The 17377-nt window shown below is 53.0% G+C and carries 14 protein-coding genes; all 14 read right to left on the minus strand.

What is annotated here, in order from left to right; translation table 11 throughout:
• Positions 1-2: 2 nt before the first annotated feature.
• The gene (locus tag ACT3R4_RS01600; RefSeq protein WP_441679591.1) at positions 3-1085 is read right to left on the minus strand and encodes an FkbM family methyltransferase; all 1083 of its coding nucleotides are present in this window, start codon (positions 1083-1085) and stop codon (positions 3-5) included.
• Positions 1086-1107: 22 nt separating this feature from the next.
• The gene (gene rfbC / locus ACT3R4_RS01605) at positions 1108-1659 is read right to left on the minus strand and encodes a dTDP-4-dehydrorhamnose 3,5-epimerase (RefSeq protein ID WP_441679615.1); all 552 of its coding nucleotides are present in this window, start codon (positions 1657-1659) and stop codon (positions 1108-1110) included.
• A 144-nt stretch (positions 1660-1803) separates the two neighbouring features.
• A complete protein-coding gene (gene rfbA / locus ACT3R4_RS01610; protein ID WP_441679593.1) occupies positions 1804-2688 on the minus strand; it encodes a glucose-1-phosphate thymidylyltransferase RfbA in 885 nt (294 codons plus the stop codon).
• 30 nt (positions 2689-2718) lie between these two features.
• Positions 2719-3624, minus strand: a complete 906-nt coding sequence (locus tag ACT3R4_RS01615; protein ID WP_441679595.1) for a hypothetical protein — start codon at positions 3622-3624, stop codon at positions 2719-2721.
• Positions 3621-5117: a hypothetical protein gene (locus ACT3R4_RS01620; protein ID WP_441679596.1), complete on the minus strand. Its 1497-nt coding sequence runs from the start codon at positions 5115-5117 to the stop codon at positions 3621-3623. Before ACT3R4_RS01620 ends, ACT3R4_RS01615 begins: the two co-directional genes overlap by 4 nt.
• Positions 5118-5256: 139 nt before the next feature.
• Positions 5257-6150 (minus strand): dTDP-4-dehydrorhamnose reductase, encoded by an 894-nt coding sequence (gene rfbD, locus ACT3R4_RS01625; protein WP_441679598.1) that lies wholly within the window; start codon positions 6148-6150, stop codon positions 5257-5259.
• A gap of 342 nt (positions 6151-6492) precedes the next feature.
• Positions 6493-7560 carry a dTDP-glucose 4,6-dehydratase gene (rfbB, locus tag ACT3R4_RS01630; protein WP_441679600.1) on the minus strand — a complete coding sequence of 356 codons (1068 nt, stop codon included), beginning with the start codon at positions 7558-7560 and terminating at the stop codon, positions 6493-6495.
• A gap of 39 nt (positions 7561-7599) precedes the next feature.
• A complete protein-coding gene (locus tag ACT3R4_RS01635; RefSeq protein ID WP_441679602.1) occupies positions 7600-8439 on the minus strand; it encodes an ABC transporter ATP-binding protein in 840 nt (279 codons plus the stop codon).
• A 259-nt stretch (positions 8440-8698) separates the two neighbouring features.
• Positions 8699-10084, minus strand: coding sequence for an MBL fold metallo-hydrolase RNA specificity domain-containing protein (locus ACT3R4_RS01640; protein ID WP_441679604.1), 1386 nt, complete (start codon positions 10082-10084; stop codon positions 8699-8701).
• A gap of 712 nt (positions 10085-10796) precedes the next feature.
• Positions 10797-11171: a hypothetical protein gene (locus ACT3R4_RS01645; protein WP_441679606.1), complete on the minus strand. Its 375-nt coding sequence runs from the start codon at positions 11169-11171 to the stop codon at positions 10797-10799.
• A 972-nt stretch (positions 11172-12143) separates the two neighbouring features.
• Positions 12144-13244, minus strand: a complete 1101-nt coding sequence (locus ACT3R4_RS01650) for a KpsE/RkpR family capsule polysaccharide export protein (RefSeq protein WP_441679607.1) — start codon at positions 13242-13244, stop codon at positions 12144-12146.
• 3 nt (positions 13245-13247) lie between these two features.
• A complete protein-coding gene (locus ACT3R4_RS01655) occupies positions 13248-14057 on the minus strand; it encodes an ABC transporter permease (RefSeq protein WP_441679609.1) in 810 nt (269 codons plus the stop codon).
• Between the two features lie 174 nt (positions 14058-14231).
• Positions 14232-15977: a polysaccharide biosynthesis/export family protein gene (locus ACT3R4_RS01660; protein WP_441679611.1), complete on the minus strand. Its 1746-nt coding sequence runs from the start codon at positions 15975-15977 to the stop codon at positions 14232-14234.
• Positions 15977-16387: an RT0821/Lpp0805 family surface protein gene (locus tag ACT3R4_RS01665; protein ID WP_441679613.1), complete on the minus strand. Its 411-nt coding sequence runs from the start codon at positions 16385-16387 to the stop codon at positions 15977-15979. Before ACT3R4_RS01665 ends, ACT3R4_RS01660 begins: the two co-directional genes overlap by 1 nt.
• Positions 16388-17377: the final 990 nt, after the last annotated feature.

The following is a 17377-nucleotide window of genomic DNA, read 5'->3' on the forward strand; positions in this document are numbered from 1 at the left end:
CCTTAGTGCAAAACTTTATTAAAAAAAAGTTCTATTGTTTCACGCCGTTTAATTGCTGCTGAGTCACGCATATGAACAGCGAATTCCTGGGCGTCCCATTCATCTTTATCTAATATACTGATCTTATCTATTAATTCTTCATGGACTATTTTTGAAAGCCCAATTTTATTCCAATGGAATTCAGCATATAATTTTTTCAACAAAACTAAAGTGCCATCGGCTACCATTTTTTGCAGTATCGCATACTCAGCACCTTCAACATCTAATTTCATTTCAATGTGTTCGTATTCTTTTGAGAGCTCTTTAACAAATAAAGATAAATCCATACATTCTACTTGTAATTTTGGGCATTCTTCGTTACTTACTATGCGTCTAAAATCTATATTCTTCTCTTTTATTATTGAGCTCCCATCAGCATCAATTGGGTCAACTGTAAATTCGATAAACCCATAGTAGTCATACACAGCTTTTTTAATTAGGATATTTGGAAGTTTTTCATGATAATGCCAAAGCTCTGGATTAGCTTCAAAAGTAATGACGTCGTAATCTGGGTTTAAAAGTAAAAACTTAATGACCGAACAGCCATCATAGCCACCACAATCTATGAATAGCTTTTTAAATTTTCTTTTTTTGTTACAAGGCGCACCTCTTTGCCATAACTGTATTTTATCTATCTGAGAATATTGTTCACATGATCTAGCTTTTTCAACTGCGGGATATATTTCTTTTTCGCCATTCATACTTATTGAGTTAAAAAAATGCTCGGCTGCTTGTTTACGCATGTTTTGCAAGGCCCGAGCCTTGCCTAAACTATTATGGACGCCAGATATTAAATAACTATAAATTAATTCATGCCTATCAATTTGGCTTAATATTTCTCTTGCCTGCGTATATTCACCTAACTGTAAATGGGCAACAGCTAGAATTGCCTTTAATTCATCACTATCTGTTTCATTCAATAATGAATCTGGACTAATCTCACATAAAGAAGCCCAATCCCCTAACAGCCATTTATTTATAATTTCAACATATGAATCAATATCGGATTTAACGTAATGATTTGGATTGGTATCTAGGTGGCTCATTCATTTCCTCTTATTATCAAATCTAGAATTTAGGGCAATGCTGCCACGAAAACGCACACTCCTTATCATCCTTGACAGATAGTTGTGGTAACTTACCATTTACCAGCGGCCATTCTATATTCAGTGCCTCATCACTCCAAAGCAGTGAGAACTCACTGCCAGGGTGATAATAGTCAGTGCACTTATACTGAAACTCCGCTTCTTCACTCATAACATAAAACCCATGAGCAAAACCGGGTGGAACCCACAGCATTTTTTTATTGCAAGAATTAAGATATTCACCTATCCACTGGCCAAAAGTAGGGCTTTGCTCACGTAAATCAACTGCAACATCAAAAACTTCACCTTGGGTCACCCGTACTAGCTTGCCTTGTGGTTTAGCATGCTGGTAGTGCAGGCCACGTAAAATGCCTTGTTTCGATTTACTGTGGTTGTCCTGCACGAACTGGTAGTTACCACAGTGCTGTTCAAAATCACTTTGATGGAAGGTTTCCATAAAAAAACCCCGCTCATCGCCAAACACTTGGGGGGTTATTAGTACCACATCGGGTATTGCGAGTTTTTCGTATTTCATTGAAGAGCCGTGAATGGTGAATGGTGAATGGTGAATGGTGAATGGTGAGTGATGAGTGATGAGTGATGAGTGATGAGTGATGAGTGATGAGTGATGAGCGATACTGCTACTCCCATTCACCATATACTACTCACTATTTACTGCTCACTTCTTACCTTTTATCTTTAAAAGGCGCTGAAGGTACTGGCCGTACTGTGTTTTAGAGAGGGGCTTGGCGAGTTTGGTCAGCTTCTCGTTACTGATCCACCCCTGCTGCCAAGCAATCTCTTCCAGGCAGGCGATTTTGAGGCCTTGGCGGTGCTCGATGGTTTGTACGTACTGGCTGGCTTCCAGCAGGCTGTCGTGGGTGCCGGTATCCAGCCAGGCAAAGCCGCGGCCCAGGCGCTCTACACGCAGGTCCCCACGCTCCAAATACGCGTTATTGATGCTGGTAATTTCCAGCTCGCCGCGCTCAGAAGGTCGCACGTTTTTGGCAATTTCCACTACATCGTTATCGTAGAAGTAGAGCCCGGTGACGGCATGGCTAGACTTGGGCTTCTTGGGCTTCTCTTCAATGGAAAGCGCCCTACCGTTTTCGTCGAACTCCACCACGCCAAAGCGCTCTGGGTCTTTTACCAGATAGCCAAACACGGTAGCGCCGCTTGGCTGCTGGCCAGCGCGTTTCAACTGGTCGGAGAAGTGCTGGCCGTGGAAGATGTTATCGCCCAGCACTAAACAGACTGGATCCTGGCCAATAAACTCCTCACCGATAATGAATGCCTGGGCAAGGCCATCTGGGCTTGGTTGCACCGCGTATTCAAACCGAACGCCAAAGCCTTCACCACTACCCAACAGGTTCTGGTATTGGGGCAGATCTTCAGGGGTGGAGATAATCAGAATTTCACGAATACCCGCCAGCATAAGTACTGAAACGGGATAGTAAATCATGGGCTTGTCGTAAATGGGTAACAACTGCTTGGACACCCCACGGGTAATGGGATGCAAACGAGTGCCCGAGCCACCGGCTAGAATAATTCCTTTTCGTGCCATCTTACTCTCCTTTTCCAATCCTACGTGCGGCTAGCTACCGGCTTGACTGCTTAACAGCTTGTCTTTCAATAACAGCTCTTTAATCAGTTCAAGCTGGGCTTCGGCACGCTCCAGCTCTATTTCCAACTGGTGCTGCTTTTTCTGGGTTTCGCTCGATTCATTTGATAACTGTTGATTATGCTGTTTTAACTCTTGCACTTGCTTGCGTAGCGCTTCGCGCTCTTCTTGGGCTCCGCTAGCTTCTTTTTGGGTGGCCGCTAAGGTATTGCTTAATTCATCACGCTCAGCGGTTAATGCCTCAATTTTCTTCTTGAATGCGCTATTTTGCTGTTGGGCTTCGTTCAGTGCGCTATGCAAGCGGTTGCGCTTGAAAGCTTGCAGGCAAAATTCGGGGTCTTCAGCCTCTTCTTCTACTGGCTCGAACCCCTGTTCTTCGCACCACTCTATCAGGGTTTGTTGCACGGGCATTTCGGTATAAAGGCGTACTGGGCTGGTGCGTACCCACAGGTGGTTCACGGTGGCTAATGCCCCCTGCTCTTGCAAGGTTTCCAGCAGTGCCTTGGCCTGGTCGGCCTGCTCAATAACCAGCGCAGTGATGGGGGTGTTTTTCGCCCCTTGCTCATCGATTATGTCAGCAAGTGCCTGGGTTTCCACCGGTTGGCACTCTTGAAGGCTAACGCCTGGGTAAAGCTGCGTTAGGCCAGTGGCTTCTGCCAGGCTGTTGAAGTCTGCCAGGCTGTAGCGGTAGCACGAACGCTCGCTGCCATTAGGGGTAACCCAAGCGGTTGTAGAGCGCACATTGGCGGGCATGCCGGTGGGTACTTTGCTATGGGGCGGGTAAACCACTAGCGCGGGTGTGGTGTGCTGCTGTAAAAGGCGCTGGCTTTCTTCACGTAGCGGGCCAATGTGCAGCGTTATGGGTGCTTGTTCACTCATGCCAGGCGCTCCTTAGCATTTACCTGTTGCGGTACTGGCGCAGGCAGTTGGCGCTGGGGTGCCTGGGTTTCACGCTGTTCAGCCTTGCCGTTACGAATGTAGTGCAATAGCGGGTGCTGGCCGGAGGCTGCTACATCCTGATAGCAGTTCAAGTAATATTCTGTATCAAAACTCGCGCTGGGGTTACGGCCTTCCAATGCTCCAAATTTAACGAAGTGCTCTGCGGGTTTAATGCCGGCTTTGGCAACGTCGGGATACTGTTCGCAGTACCATTGGGCGTCAAAAAAGCCGCTTTCTTCAATCTGGCTTATTTGCCTTGGTAGTGCCTTTTTATAGGCCCGGCTGTAACGGTAAGCCGCCGAGGCATGCCGGTAAGCACTAACGCGCAGCCACTGCACCAGGGTTTGCAGGTGGTGTATGCGCTGCTCGCTTTCGCTACGCAGTACGTTTAGATTGCGCTGGCGTGATTCCGAGCGTTTTTCCAGGCGCTGCTGGTCAGTATGCAGTTTTTCCAGTTCTTCTTGAACGCTATGCAGTTGAGCTTGACGCTGCTTTAATTCTTTCTGCACGCCTTTTAACTGGGTTTGGCGCTGGTCCTGGTCAATAAGTGCTTGTTCTAGGGCTTCCTGTACTCGGTGCAGCTCTTTGATCACCAGTTCGTTTTCTTCTTCTACTTCCTTAATTTGCTTGGTTTGTTGCTCTTTCTCTTTCAGCGCTTTCTCCAACGCTTCTTGAGATTTATGCAACTCAGCCGTAATTTGGCTATGTTCTTCTTTCGACTGGCTTAGTGCTTGCTCTGTGTACTTGGCTTGTTCCGCTGCTTTACTGCTTTCTTCCAGCTCGTGTAGCTGTTGCTCCAGGGTTTGCTGGGCCTGGTCTAACTGCTGGGCATACTGCTGGTTTTCCAGCTCGGCATCTTGCAGCTTTTGTTGCTGTGCCAGCGCCTCGGCAATATCGGTTACGGGGTCTTGCTGCCATTCGCTGGTGGCTTGGCTACTGGCTTTAAGGTAGCCATGTGCTTGCTGTAGCTCGGTATCTTCCTTGAGTAGATACCCAGCGGCTAAGCGATGCAGCGGTAAAACATCCAGTGCTGGCAGTTTGGCAAGTGCGCTGCTGGCGTGGCTTGGTGCCTGCCCCGGCGTATAGCCGTACAGCGTTATTTGCCTACGGTGTTTACGAAACAGCGCTACTATTCGCTGTGCTTGGGCTTTCCAGCTCTGCTGAACATCGTGCGGCTGTGCGCCCTGGGCGGTGCGTGCGGCAATATAAGGCACCGGCTGCGGCCAACATAGCTCAATGCACTGTTCGGCATTCTTGGCTAGCCATTGGTTGAGCTGCTGGCTGGCAGATTCTGTCATTTCATCCAGTAATACAGTGCCTTGCTGCGCCGTTTCTTGAAGCGCTTGTAACGGCAGAGGCACTTGGCCCGGTGGCAGCAGTAGGTGGGGCTGATGCGTAAACGCGTTCAGGCCTAGATATATTACCAGCGACATGTGGGTGGGGCTCCTTCGGTGTTCATTGATTAGCCACGGCCATCAAGCGAAAGCACTGATAAGATAAAAGCATACATTCACGCTTTTGGTAGTGCTTTGCGCTTCTTCCGTAGCCAACGTTTAGCATGGTTATGGCGGTTTAGGTTGCCAAGTGTTCTTTAAGCGTTAGCGCCAGTTGGTCTTGCCAAGCCGGTAATGTGACACCCAACGCGGCTTCAAGCTTAGTCAGACGCATTCTTGAGTTAAGCGGGCGCTGGGCAGGTGTTGGGTAATCGGCAGTGGGAATGCCTTGGGTGGCTTCTGGCGTGATGGCTAGCGCCTCGCCTGCCTTGAGGGCTTGGCTGAAAATTTCACACGCGAAACCGTGCCAGCTGGTTTCTCCCCTTGGGGCTAGATGGTAGATGCCTTTGGATATATGGGGTATGAGGTGTGAGGGGTGAGGTGTAAACGCAAGTGCTGTGACTTGGGCGATTAGGCGGGCGGGGGTGGGCGCGCCTATTTGGTCGTTGACGATACTTAATGCTTCACGCTCGCGGCCCAGGCGTAGCATGGTTTTCATGAAGTTGTTGCCGCGTGCGGCATACACCCAGCTGGTGCGGAAGATGAGGTGGTTGGCGCCGCTTTCAGCGATGGCGTTGTCCCCTTCCAGCTTGGTTTGGCCGTAAACGCTTAATGGGCCAGTGGGGCTATCTTCTTGCCAGGGCTCGGTGCCGTTGCCGGGGTACACGTAATCGCTTGAGTAGTGCACCAGCGTAATACCGTGCTGGGCAGCGTATTGGGCCAGCTGCGCCGGTAGCCCTGCGTTCAGGCGCTTGGCTTGCTCGGGTTCGCTTTCAGCTTTGTCAACGGCGGTGTAGGCGGCGGCGTTGAGGATTAATGCGGGCTTGTGCTCGGAAAGAAACGTATCAACGGCTTGGGCATTGGTTAAATCGAGTTCCTGGCGCGTGGGAGCCAGGATGTTGCCGAAAATGGCAAATTGGCGTTGGAGTTCAAAGCCGACCTGGCCGTTGCCGCCGGTGACCAGAATATTCATGGAAAATCCTTTTCGGTTTTGGTGCCTTGATTGTTGCCGTGGTGGCCTTCGGCACCGCTGCGCGGTGTTTCCGCGCCGGGCCGCCGCTGCGGGTGCGCTGCGCTTACCACGCGCTACAAGAATTCCCTAACAGATGGCTGCACACATTGTAGCGCGTGGTAACGCGCCGTGAGGAACGAACGGCAAGGCACCCGCGAATGGCGGCGTCAAGCCGCCCCGGATGCGCCACCGCATTCAACCCCGGCACCGCTGCGCGGTGCTCCCGCGGGTGCGCTGCGCTTACCACGCGCTACAAAATACCGCTACCATGCCTTTATCAACGTATTACAAAACATACTGTTATCATGCCTTGCCTAGGCGCTGGCCTTGGTAGCTGCCGTCTTGTACGCGTTTCCACCAGGTTTCGTTGGCGAGGTACCATTCAACGGTTTTGCGCAGGCCGCTTTCAAAGGTTTCTTCCGGCACCCAGCCTAGCTCGCGTTCGATCTTGCTGGCGTCAATGGCGTAGCGTACATCGTGGCCTGGCCGGTCGGTGACGAAGGTGATTAACTCACGATAGGAAGCGTCCTTCGGCACCAGCTCTTGCAGCAAGTCGCAAAGCGTTTCCACTACGGTGAGGTTAGCTTTTTCATTGTGCCCGCCAATATTGTAGGTTTCCCCTACCTGCCCTTCAGTGGCTACTTTGATAAGTGCGCGGGCGTGATCTTCTACATAAAGCCAGTCGCGGATCTGCTGGCCATTGCCATATACCGGTAGTGACTTACCCGCCAGGGCGTTGAGGATCATCAACGGAATCAGCTTTTCCGGGAAGTGGTACGGCCCGTAGTTATTGGAGCAGTTGGTGATCAACGTGGGCAGGCCGTAAGTGCGCTGCCAGGCGCGCACCAGGTGGTCGGAGCTGGCTTTGCTGGCAGAGTAAGGCGAGCTGGGCGCGTAAGGCGTATGTTCGGTAAACAGGTCTTCCGTGCCTTCTAAATCACCATACACTTCATCGGTGCTGATGTGGTGAAAGCGAAAAGCGTCACGGCGTTCACCTTGCAGGCTATTCCAGTAGCTGCGAGCGGCTTCCAAAAGCACCGCGGTGCCTACTACGTTGGTTTGGATGAACTCGGCGGGGCCATCTATGGAGCGGTCCACGTGGCTTTCGGCTGCCAAGTGCATGACAACATCGGGCTGGTGCTGCGTAAATAGCTGCTGCATGGCGCTGGCATCGCAGATATCCGCTTGCACGAAGGTGTAGCGGTCGTGGCCTTCTATGCTGCCAATCGATTCCAGATTGCCAGCATAGGTGAGCTTATCAACATTGATGACCTGGTGTGTCGTATTTTGAATCAGTTCACGCACAACAGCAGAGCCGATAAAGCCTGCGCCGCCGGTGATTAAAAACGTTTTAATCTTCGTGGGTTTCATTTACCTGGCACTTTTGATCAGAGATAGTGAAGTTAGCACTTATGAAGAACGCTTTTTGGTTTGCCCCTGCGTTTCTATAAGTGCTTCTAGATGCAGCCGGGCTTCTTTGGCTACGGCCCCTGCCGTATTAACGTCTTGGCTGGCGGCCTTGATTTGTTCGGCAGGTGCACTCTCTTCTTGCAGCTCTTTTAGTGTTTCTTGCGCGCCTTTTAAAATTTGATGGCACTCTGCCAGGTAGTGCCTTGCGCCAATCACATCGTTAGGTAATGCGCTTTCGCCCGCTTTTTTCTTGGCATCAGCGTCGGCGTGGTATACGGCAATCGCTTCGTTGATATCTTCGTACCAGTAGGCGCTGCCATTTTTAAGGTATAGGCCTGCCTGGCACAGGTCTTTCAGGATGCCTTCGGAGTGGGACACCATAATGAGTGAGGCTTGGCCCACTTTCGATTGAAAGAGCTTTTTGGCTTTGTCTTTAAAAGCGCGGTCGCCAACGGCGGTGGCTTCATCGGAAATATATACATCAAAATCGAACGCAAATGATAACCCAAACGAGATGCGGGATTTCATGCCGGACGAGTAGGTGCGGATCGGTTCATCGAACGCAGGGCCAATCTCGGCAAAGTCTTCGACAAACTGAATAACGCGCTGTACTTCTTTTGGACTGCTGCCCTGCACTCGGGCTACAAACTTGGCGTTTTGGCGGCCTGTCATATTATTTTGCATTCCGCCTGAAAGCCCAACCGGCCAGGAAACACGGCTGCTGCGAATGACCTCTCCTCGCTCTGGCGTATCCATACCAGCAATCAAGCGCAGCAGCGTGGATTTACCAGCACCGTTACGGCCGATAAGACCAATGCTGACCCCGGTAGGAATTGTCAAGTTTATATCTTTTAATACCCAGTCGCTGCCGTGGTGGTTGTGGTAGCGCTTGTAGACGTTTTTGATTTCAATCATTTAGGGTTGATAACCGATGGTAATTCAAAACAGAGTGCAATGATTGTGCTGGGGGCGAAGACATTCGAAGAGCATCTGAAGTAGTGCTGAAGGTGAGCACGATGGCGAGATCAGGGCGTCGTACCGACGCCTTCCGCGGGTGCCTCATTCGCTCGTTCCTCGCGAGATTCGTTACCACGCGCTACTAAGAACTGGTAACTCTTACTTCTTTACCTTTTCGCGCATACATTGCTTCTAGCTTGCTTTTCAGCACTGCGCGGGCGTTTTGGTCGCCGTGTACCAAGCGGATGGTGTGGGGCCAGCGGCGCATGCGCTTTACGAAGTTTAGCAGGTCGTTTTGGTCGGCGTGGGCGGAGTAGCCGCTGATGGAGGTAACGCCTGCGTTAATGTCGATACGCTGGCCGTCGATTTCTACCCAGCCGCCCTGGCCGTATTGCTGTATCGCGCGGCCTGGGGTGCCTGCGCCCTGGTAGCCTACAAACAGCACTTGGTGGCGGGCATCGCCCAGCATGGCTTTTAGGTAGTTCATAATGCGCCCACCTGCGCACATGCCGCTGGCGGCTATCACCACGGCGGGTCTGCCGGTTTTGGCTAAATACTCAACCGTTTGCTCGTGTTCGGTGTGGCTTTCTACGGTGTAGAGACTGGCAAAGTTGAGCGGGTGTCGGCCCCCTTTTAGCCGCTTTTGGGCTTCATCATCCCAGTAGGGTTTTAGCTCGCGGTATACCTTGGTGAAGCGGGCGGCCAGCGGTGAATCGACAATGATTTCAAGCGTGCTCCACTGGCTGTTTTTGGCTTCATGAATAATGCCTTCCAGTTCGTAAAGCAGTTCTTGCGTGCGACCTATGCTGAAGGCGGGCACCATGACCGTGCCGCCGTTGGTGAGCGCTTGCTCTATCGCTTTTCTTAAAACAGCGCGGCGCTGGCGGCGGTCCGGGTGGGTGCGGTTACCGTAGGTACTTTCCAGCACTAACTGATCGCAGCCGTGGGGCGATGTAGGTGCGGGCAACAGCGGCGCGTGGGGAGCGCCTAAGTCACCAGAGAAGACAATACGCTCTTTATCGCCATTGGCCGCCTGGTGCGCTACTTCAACGTAGCAGGAGCCTAATATGTGCCCTGCCCGTTTGAGCTTGATACGGGTGGAGCCGCTTTCATCTTCGACGATGCGGTGCCATGTTTTGTAAGGCACGCTAACAATTTGCTTTTCCAGCTGTTCCTGAAAGCGCTGGATCAGTTGTGTGTTGCGGGTAAAGCCAATTTTTAGCGCGTCTTCAATGACCAGGGGCAGTAGCTTGGCAGAAGGCTCTGAACAGATGATGGGGCCTTTGAATCCGGCTGCCAGCAGGTACGGTAGCCGCCCTACGTGGTCAATATGGACATGGGTAATGACAAGCGCCTGTACGGTGCTGATATCAAATTCGATTTGTAGCTGTTCGAAGCTGTCTTCTTCCGCGTCTTCGCCTTGAAAGAGGCCGCAGTCGATGAGTAGTGAGTGTTCGCTATTCAATATGAGCTGATGACAGCTGCCAGTAACGCCTGTTGCACCGCCGTGATGAATAATATCGAGCATGAAGCGCCTTTTTTGGTGTTGTCAGGGGCTTCACCGAAGCCAGGTAGTGATTGGTGGCGCATCCGGGGCGTCGTTCCGCCGCCTTTTGCGGGTGCCTTTTGCTCGTGCCTCGCAAAGCGTTACCGCGCGCTACATTTGAATAATCAAAGCGTTAGATAACGTGTAGCGCGTGGTAAGCACAGCGCACCCGCAGCGGCGGCCCGGCGCGAGAGCAACGCGAAGCGGTGCCGGGGTTGAGCATTGGTGCCACATTCGGGGCGTCGTTCCGCCGCCTTTCGCGGGTGCCTTTTGCTCGTTCCTCGCAAGCGTTACCGCGCGCTACGTTTGAACAATCAAAGCGTTAGATAACGTGTAGCGCGTGGTAAGCGCAGCGCACCCGCGGGAGCACCGCGAAGCGGTGCCGGGGTTCGGAATTGGTGGCGCATCCGGGGCGTCGTTCCGCCGCCTTTCGCGGGTGCCTTTTTGCTCGTTCCTCGCAAACGTTACCGCGCGCTACACAACCAGCAGGTTAGATATTTCGTAGCGCGTGGTAAGCGAAGCGCACCCGCGGGAGCGCCGCGAAGCGGTGCCGGGGTTGGGCATTGGGGCGCATCCGGGGCGTCGTTCCACCGCCTTTCGCGGGTGCCTTTTGCTCGTGCCTCGCAAACGTTACCGCGCGCTACTCGAAGGTGTGCCTAACATCTACTAGCGCGCTTAGCGCCCACTAGCGACCCTAGCTTGAATAATTTTTTGATAATAACCGCTTAGTTGTTTCTTTTTCTGCCTTAACGCATCGATTTCGGATCTCGTCAGCGGTTCTAAAGCCGACGAGATAACTTGCTTCGTTGGCGGTGAGGGCTGAGGTTTGTATTCCGAAGATATTTTTGATTTCATCACCAAAGCGCTCCTCCAATAATTGGATATGCTTTTTTACTGCGCGAAAATTTGTTGATCGACCAGCATTTACCAGCAGTATAGACCCAATTGCGTTTCCGCCGTTCATTGAAGAGTACTGCTCAAGGACGTGCATTTTTATGTCGCGAGAGCGCCGCGAAGCGGTGCCGGGGTTGGGCCTTGAGGCGCATCCGGGGCGTCGTTCCGCCGCCATTCGCGGGTGCCTTTTGCTCGTGCCTCGCAAAGCGTTACCGCGCGCTACACAACCAGCAGGGTTGGTATTTTGTAGCGCGTGGTAAGCGAAGCGCACCCGCGAGAGCGCCGCGAAGCGGTGCCGGGGTTGGGCCTTGGGGCGCATCCGGGGCGTCGTTCCGCCGCCTTTCGCGGGTGCCTTTTTGCTCGTTCCTCGCAAAGCGTTACCGCGCGCTACACAACCAGCAGGGTTGGTATTTCGTAGCGTGTGGTAAGCGAAGCGCACCCGCGGGAGCGCCGCGAAGCGGTGCCGGGGTTAGGCATTGGGGCGCATTCGGGGCGTCGTTCCGCCGCCATTCGCGGGTGCCTTTTTGCTCGTGCCTCGCAAAGCGTTACCGCGCGCTACGTTTGAATAATCAAAGCGTTAGATAACTTGTAGCGCGTGGTTAGCACAGCGCACCCGCGAGAGCGAAGCGGTGCCGGGGTTGGGCATTGGTGGCGCATCCGGGGCGTCGTTCCGCCGCCTTTCGCGGGTGCCTTTTGCTCGTTCCTCGCAAAGCGTTACCGCGCGCTACACAACCGGGTAGATATTTCGTAGCGCGTGGTAAGCGAAGCGCACCCGCGAGAGCGCCGCGAAGCGGTGCCGGGGTTGGGCATGGAGGCGCATTCGGGGCGTCGTTCCGCCGCCTTTCGCGGGTGCCTTTTGCTCGTTCCTCGCAAGCGTTACCGCGCGCTACGTTTGAATAATCAAAGCGTTAGATAACGTGTAGCGCGTGGTAAGCGAAGCGCACCCGCGGGAGCACCGCGAAGCGGTGCCGGGGTTCGGCATTGGTGGCGCATCCGGGCGTCGTTCCGCCGCCTTTCGCGGGTGCCTTTTTGCTCGTGCCTCGCAAAGCGTTACCGCGCGCTACAGGGTTGGTTTTTACCCTTCACCATTCACCATTCACCATTCACCATTCACCATTCACCATTCACCATTCACCATTCACCGTCATCAGTCTCGGTGATCTTTTACGATCATGAGGATCATGCTGAGGATGAAGGCGAGGAAAATGGTGATGATGGCGAATACGGTGCTGTTGTATAGCCGCCTGGGTTCGGTTGGGTACTCGGGGTATAGCGGGCTTTGCAGTACGCTTACCTGTTTGAGCTGGCGGGCGGCTTCCAAGCGGGTGTTTTCCAGGGCGGCTAGCGCGCTTGAGTAGGTTTCCTGGGCAAACTGGGCCTGGAGTTCGAGTGTTTCGTACTCGGCGGAAACGCGGTTGAGTGCGCCGCCTGCGGCTTGGGCCAAGCGTTCGCTCTGTTCGCTGATCTGGTCTCTTAGTGCCGTAATATTGCGCTCTACCTGGCGTAGTTCAGCAGATTGCGAGCTTTGGAAGCTGGCCAGGGCATCGCGCTGGGCTTGTAGGCGGGCAAGGTCGCCTTCCAGCGTGGCGACGACCTGGTTCAGGCCTTCAACGGTGGCTGTGGGTGAAACGAGGCCATACTCGTTTTGAAAGTCCAGTAGCTCCGCGCGGGTTGCTCGAAAACGCTCTTCCAAGCGAACCAGTTGCTGCTCCAGAAACAATACCTGCTCGTCTGCCAAGCGGTGCCCCATGGCGTTCATATGGTCTTCACCCGCTTTTAGAAGCAGTTCGGTCATATCGTGCGCAAATTCGGGGGTAAATGCTTGTGAGCTGATATTGAGCACACCTGCGTATTCATCAAGTTCAACATTGACACGGCGCAGGTAATACTTGTGTAGCTCTTCAATGGGCGCATCGGGGTCGCGTAACCGGGCAAAAACATCCCCGTGTTCGCTGTAGTGTTCACGAAAGCCTAGCGCTGTGTCCATCTGACGCAACATATCGGTTGAAAGCAGGTATTCGCGCAATAGCAGTAGGTCGTGCGTATTACCACCACCTCCACCGCCCATTAACGAGGCAAAGCTTATCTCAGGCGCTGCTACTTGGGGGCTTTCAAGCACCACGGTTGCATTGGATACATAGCGGGCTTGTGCCCAAATAAACCAGTAGAAGGAGACCAAAACTATTGCGATGAGGGCGATAGCCCACTGGGGGTATTGCGTGCCAAAGCGACGAAGAGACGATTGCATGAATTAGCTTGCCTTTAAACGGTCAATAAAGCGCAGGTGCATAAGAAGCCCTAGCGCAATAAGCGAAAACGTAAATAGCCAGAAATAGAGCATGCTGGTGCCAGGCACCACATGGTAGTGCTCAAAAAAGCCCAATCGCAGTGTCTCTAACCCGTGAGGTATAGGATTTAGCATCAGGTATTCAAGCAGCCAATGCGGCAAGCTATTCAGCGGTAGAATGACGCCGGAAATAATCAGCAGCGGCAAAGACATCATGGTAATGACGCGCCCTACCTCAGGCACCAGGGTTGCGGAAACAGAGGTGACTAGCCCCAAGCCCAAGCCTAAACACCAGAGCGAGAACCAGGCGGCCATCGCGCGAATAGCATTATCCGGGTACATTTCCTGGTCGAGCATTAGCCCGCCTACAATAAAAATCAGGAAGATAAAAGTGCGCAGCATCCCTTCAAGAAAGTTGCGCGTCAGTACCGGGTCTACGGGCTGCACTTGGCGATAGGCAAAAAGTGCCTTGTTTGCATTAATGGCCCCCATGCCTCGAATCATGCCTTCTCGCACTAAAAAGAACCCCATCATTCCCGTAATCATCCAGGGAACAAACGGCGCGTTCGAGAGCAACTGGTCACCACTAATAAAGCTACGGATGGCGACCATAATAGCGACCAAGGCAAACGGTTCAAAGATCATCCAGAACCAGCCCATACGGTCGGACATGGTGCGTGAAATCGCTTCGCGCATGAACATGGCGTACCACACGCTGCGGGTCACTTGCCAAGGCGTGCGGGCGCCCCGGCGCGTTGCTTGTGTATCAGCCATGACGGGTTGCCGCCTTAACGTTCGTGTTGTTTGTCATATTTTGGCTTTTTACGGGATAGGTAGTGGTGTTCTGTGGCGGTGCCTTCGCGGGTGCCTCGCTGCGCTCGTTACCGCGCGCTACAAGGGCACCCGAGAATCTTTCTACTTACTCTTCACCACTCACTATTCACCTAGCTACAGGTCCAGCGCGACGCGCGTGGTCACGGCGATCTGGAAGAGGATCTGCGTAAGCGTAGAAGCCAGCTGCAAGTTGTGTACCGGCGCCTTGGGCATTACGAGGATTTCATCACCCGGGCGCAGCGGTGAATTACGCGCGTGTTCCACAGCACCGTTTTGGCGCACCAGTAGAATCTGGCTCTCATCGGCACGCTCGGTAAAGCCACCGGCGCCGTTGACGTAGTCGATCACGCTTAGGCCGGGGCGGTACACCACGGCTTGGGGCACCACGATTTCACCGCTGATCAGAACCGAATCGCTGATTTCAGGAATGGTAATGACATCGCCGTCTTGCAGGCGGATATCTGAAATCTTGCCGCCTTGCGCGACTACCAGGCGACCACTGGGCTCAAGTTCACCTGCGCGTTCAATAAAGCGTTCAATCAGCTCGGCTTCACGCAGGCGAATTTGGGCTTCTTCGTCGGTGCGTGAGGTGGCGCCCAGGTAGGTGGTTTCCAGGCGGCGTAGGCTGTCTTCCAGCGCTTGCTCCTGCTGCTCCTTGACGCTTTCACGGCGCAGGGAAACGCTTTCAACGGCGGTCAGCCCTTGTGGCACGGCAATGGCATCAAGCAGTTCACTTAGGCGAGCATTGCGCGGCAAGGCGTAGAGTGAAGGCCCGAAGTAGCTGCCTTCTATTTCAACCACGATGGTTTCACTGCGCTGGTCGGCGGTGAAGGTGACTTCATCGCCACTGCGAACGGTTTGGCCAGCAAACAGGGCGACGGGGAAATAGTGGGCGATAGGACCATCGGTACGATGCCCACGCAGCAGTACGTTGGAGACACCGCTTCGCAATCGCGCCAGGTTTAAAAGCTCGGCGCCGCTAAGCGTGTTACTGGTTAGCTCGTAGCGCATCTCGCGGTGCACGTCTCCAGTAACCGCAATCGCCGGGCCGCGCTCTTCCACTACGATGGTGTCACCGTCCTGGAATTGCGGGCGTGCAATGGTCCCGTTAAGCAAAAAGTCGTAGAGGTCCACCGTGGCAACCAGGCGATCGTTGCGCATTACGCGCACTTGGCGATAGCTGCCCAGGTCTTGTTCGATCCCGCCTGCCTGGTCAAGAAAGTAGAGCAGCGAGTCATCGGGCGTACCGGCATAGCGTCCGGGGTTTTGCACATAACCTGTTACATAAACAGCAACGGGTTGGACGCCTTGCAGGTTGGTGTAAACCTCAACGTTGTCAGGGTATACCGAGGTAATCGCTTGGCGAACGCTGTTATCGACCTGCTGGCTACTCTGACCTTCTACATTTAAGGGGCCGGAACCGGGGATGAAGATGTTGCCCTGGGCGTCAACCGGCAGCACGCGGTCTAACTCGAACGCACCCCAGGCGCGCACGGTGACCTGGTCGCCTGGCTTAATGCGGTAATCAGCGTTCAGGCCATCGCCCATGGCGCCGCGAAAACCACCGGTGAAGAGGTTATATCCAAAGGGGGGCAGTGCATCCGGGTCGCGGGGCGGTGTAGCAATGGGGCCATAGGTGCCACTGCGCCAGTCGGCGCGGGGCATGTCGTCGACCTGGCCTTGCTGCTGACCTTGAGACGATGACGCCTGATTGCTGCTGCGTTGGCCTGAAAGAGTGTCGTCCGGCAGGCTGAGAATCTGGGCGGAGGCAGGCGCACTGAACATGACCAAACAGGCGAGAGAGACGGTAGTCAGCGCTTTCGATAGGCAAGCGCGCGTGCATGCTTCAAAGAGATTCATTAAAGGCGCCCTTCTGCCGTTTGCGTTATGACTCGCTGGTTTACCCACTCTTCTGACGATGCTTTGCACACCAGTGCGCGGCGAGCTTCGCCACTCATGCCAATCACTTGTAGGCGACGGCATTCACGCCCACTGGCTGCCAGGTAGGGTTCGTCGGCCACAATTTCAACATTGTCGCCCCACGGGCTGTTAGCCACGCTGATAACGCCACCAGCCGGCGTTTGGTCCAGAAAGCCGTTCACACTTTCATCAAGAATGGGTTTTGCGGAGTCATCATTAAGGACATAGCGCGGTTGCTCAGAAGCGCTACCGGAAGGATAGCTTGTGGCGCACCCACTGATGACGACCATACTTAACGCGGCCAGCAGCATGCGAGCCGGTCGCGCTATTAAAAATGAGGTATTTGGCATAATAGTTTCCAAAAAAGGCACGCTACCGCCCAGGGATTGTAACGGGCGCATTCCCTTGCCCAACGCTGTGCGGATAAAATTTGATCATCTGTGCTATCTAAATGCTCAGGCATTGTAAGGGATTAGTGGGTTTGTCTCTACACTTGAGAGTATTTGCTAGCTGGGCATTTTATGCTGGCCCGCCAACATCAGGGTTCATCAACTTCAGTCAGGGTTTGTACGAAAAGCTGCTGAACGAAGGCCAGACAAGGCAAAAATCACCGAAAGAACGGACCGAACTCGCACACGAGCTGATCCTTAACGCCGCATGGTCGAGCATAAGCAGTTTTTCGTACAAAGCCTAGCAAACAACACCCAGGCGTTAAATGAGTATAAATAAAGCGATCCACAGACCTGCCAAGTAATAAGCAACATAAGCATTCAAGCGGTGCCTGAAAAGTGCCTGCGTTCGGCAATAGACCGTTAAACTTGACCTGCGCACAAGCCCGTTCATAGTACTTATTTACTCTCTGCAAGCCGCTTTTATCGCACACTTTGTATAGTCGCAAGAATATACCACAGTTGCCTGACGGGCCGTTGTGTTTGATTAGAAGCTACCCTAAAGCACGGCTAACAGCATACTTAAATTACCGAGCTGAATAACGTACGCAAATTATTGCGTTCATTTAACAACCTCGCTCAGCCCTCTAAAAACGACGCCCTAATCGCTTTCTTTTAAAAAAACTTCCAGACTTGGCGCCAACCCACAATAATAAAATCAAACGCTTACGAACAATATTTATACTTAGAAAGCTTTTCAGCATCAAACCAAAAGCAGTGATCGCACAACGTTCTTAACACTACTTTTCTTTTTCAGATTGCATGTATGAACCAAAAAAATCGACGACTGTGCTTTCGCCTTATGAATGATCTTTCAACTACCAACCGGCTAAAGCTCATAATATAAATATTGCTAGATGACTGCTTTTTTACAATAACGTTTTTTAGAAG

The organism is Halomonas sp. AOP7-E1-9, from assembly GCF_052376035.1.
Lineage (GTDB): Bacteria > Pseudomonadota > Gammaproteobacteria > Pseudomonadales > Halomonadaceae > Vreelandella > Vreelandella citrativorans.

Coding starts and splice junctions, on each gene's coding strand:
- ACT3R4_RS01600 (WP_441679591.1), bottom strand. CDS start 1,085: ATGAGCCACCTAGATACCAATCCAAATCATTACGTTAAATCCGATATT.
- rfbC (WP_441679615.1), bottom strand. CDS start 1,659: ATGAAATACGAAAAACTCGCAATACCCGATGTGGTACTAATAACCCCC.
- rfbA (WP_441679593.1), bottom strand. CDS start 2,688: ATGGCACGAAAAGGAATTATTCTAGCCGGTGGCTCGGGCACTCGTTTG.
- ACT3R4_RS01615 (WP_441679595.1), bottom strand. CDS start 3,624: ATGAGTGAACAAGCACCCATAACGCTGCACATTGGCCCGCTACGTGAA.
- ACT3R4_RS01620 (WP_441679596.1), bottom strand. CDS start 5,117: ATGTCGCTGGTAATATATCTAGGCCTGAACGCGTTTACGCATCAGCCC.
- rfbD (WP_441679598.1), bottom strand. CDS start 6,150: ATGAATATTCTGGTCACCGGCGGCAACGGCCAGGTCGGCTTTGAACTC.
- rfbB (WP_441679600.1), bottom strand. CDS start 7,560: ATGAAACCCACGAAGATTAAAACGTTTTTAATCACCGGCGGCGCAGGC.
- ACT3R4_RS01640 (WP_441679604.1), bottom strand. CDS start 10,084: ATGCTCGATATTATTCATCACGGCGGTGCAACAGGCGTTACTGGCAGC.
- ACT3R4_RS01645 (WP_441679606.1), bottom strand. CDS start 11,171: ATGGCGGCGGAACGACGCCCCGGATGCGCCTCAAGGCCCAACCCCGGC.
- ACT3R4_RS01650 (WP_441679607.1), bottom strand. CDS start 13,244: ATGCAATCGTCTCTTCGTCGCTTTGGCACGCAATACCCCCAGTGGGCT.
- ACT3R4_RS01655 (WP_441679609.1), bottom strand. CDS start 14,057: ATGGCTGATACACAAGCAACGCGCCGGGGCGCCCGCACGCCTTGGCAA.
- ACT3R4_RS01660 (WP_441679611.1), bottom strand. CDS start 15,977: ATGAATCTCTTTGAAGCATGCACGCGCGCTTGCCTATCGAAAGCGCTG.
- ACT3R4_RS01665 (WP_441679613.1), bottom strand. CDS start 16,387: ATGCCAAATACCTCATTTTTAATAGCGCGACCGGCTCGCATGCTGCTG.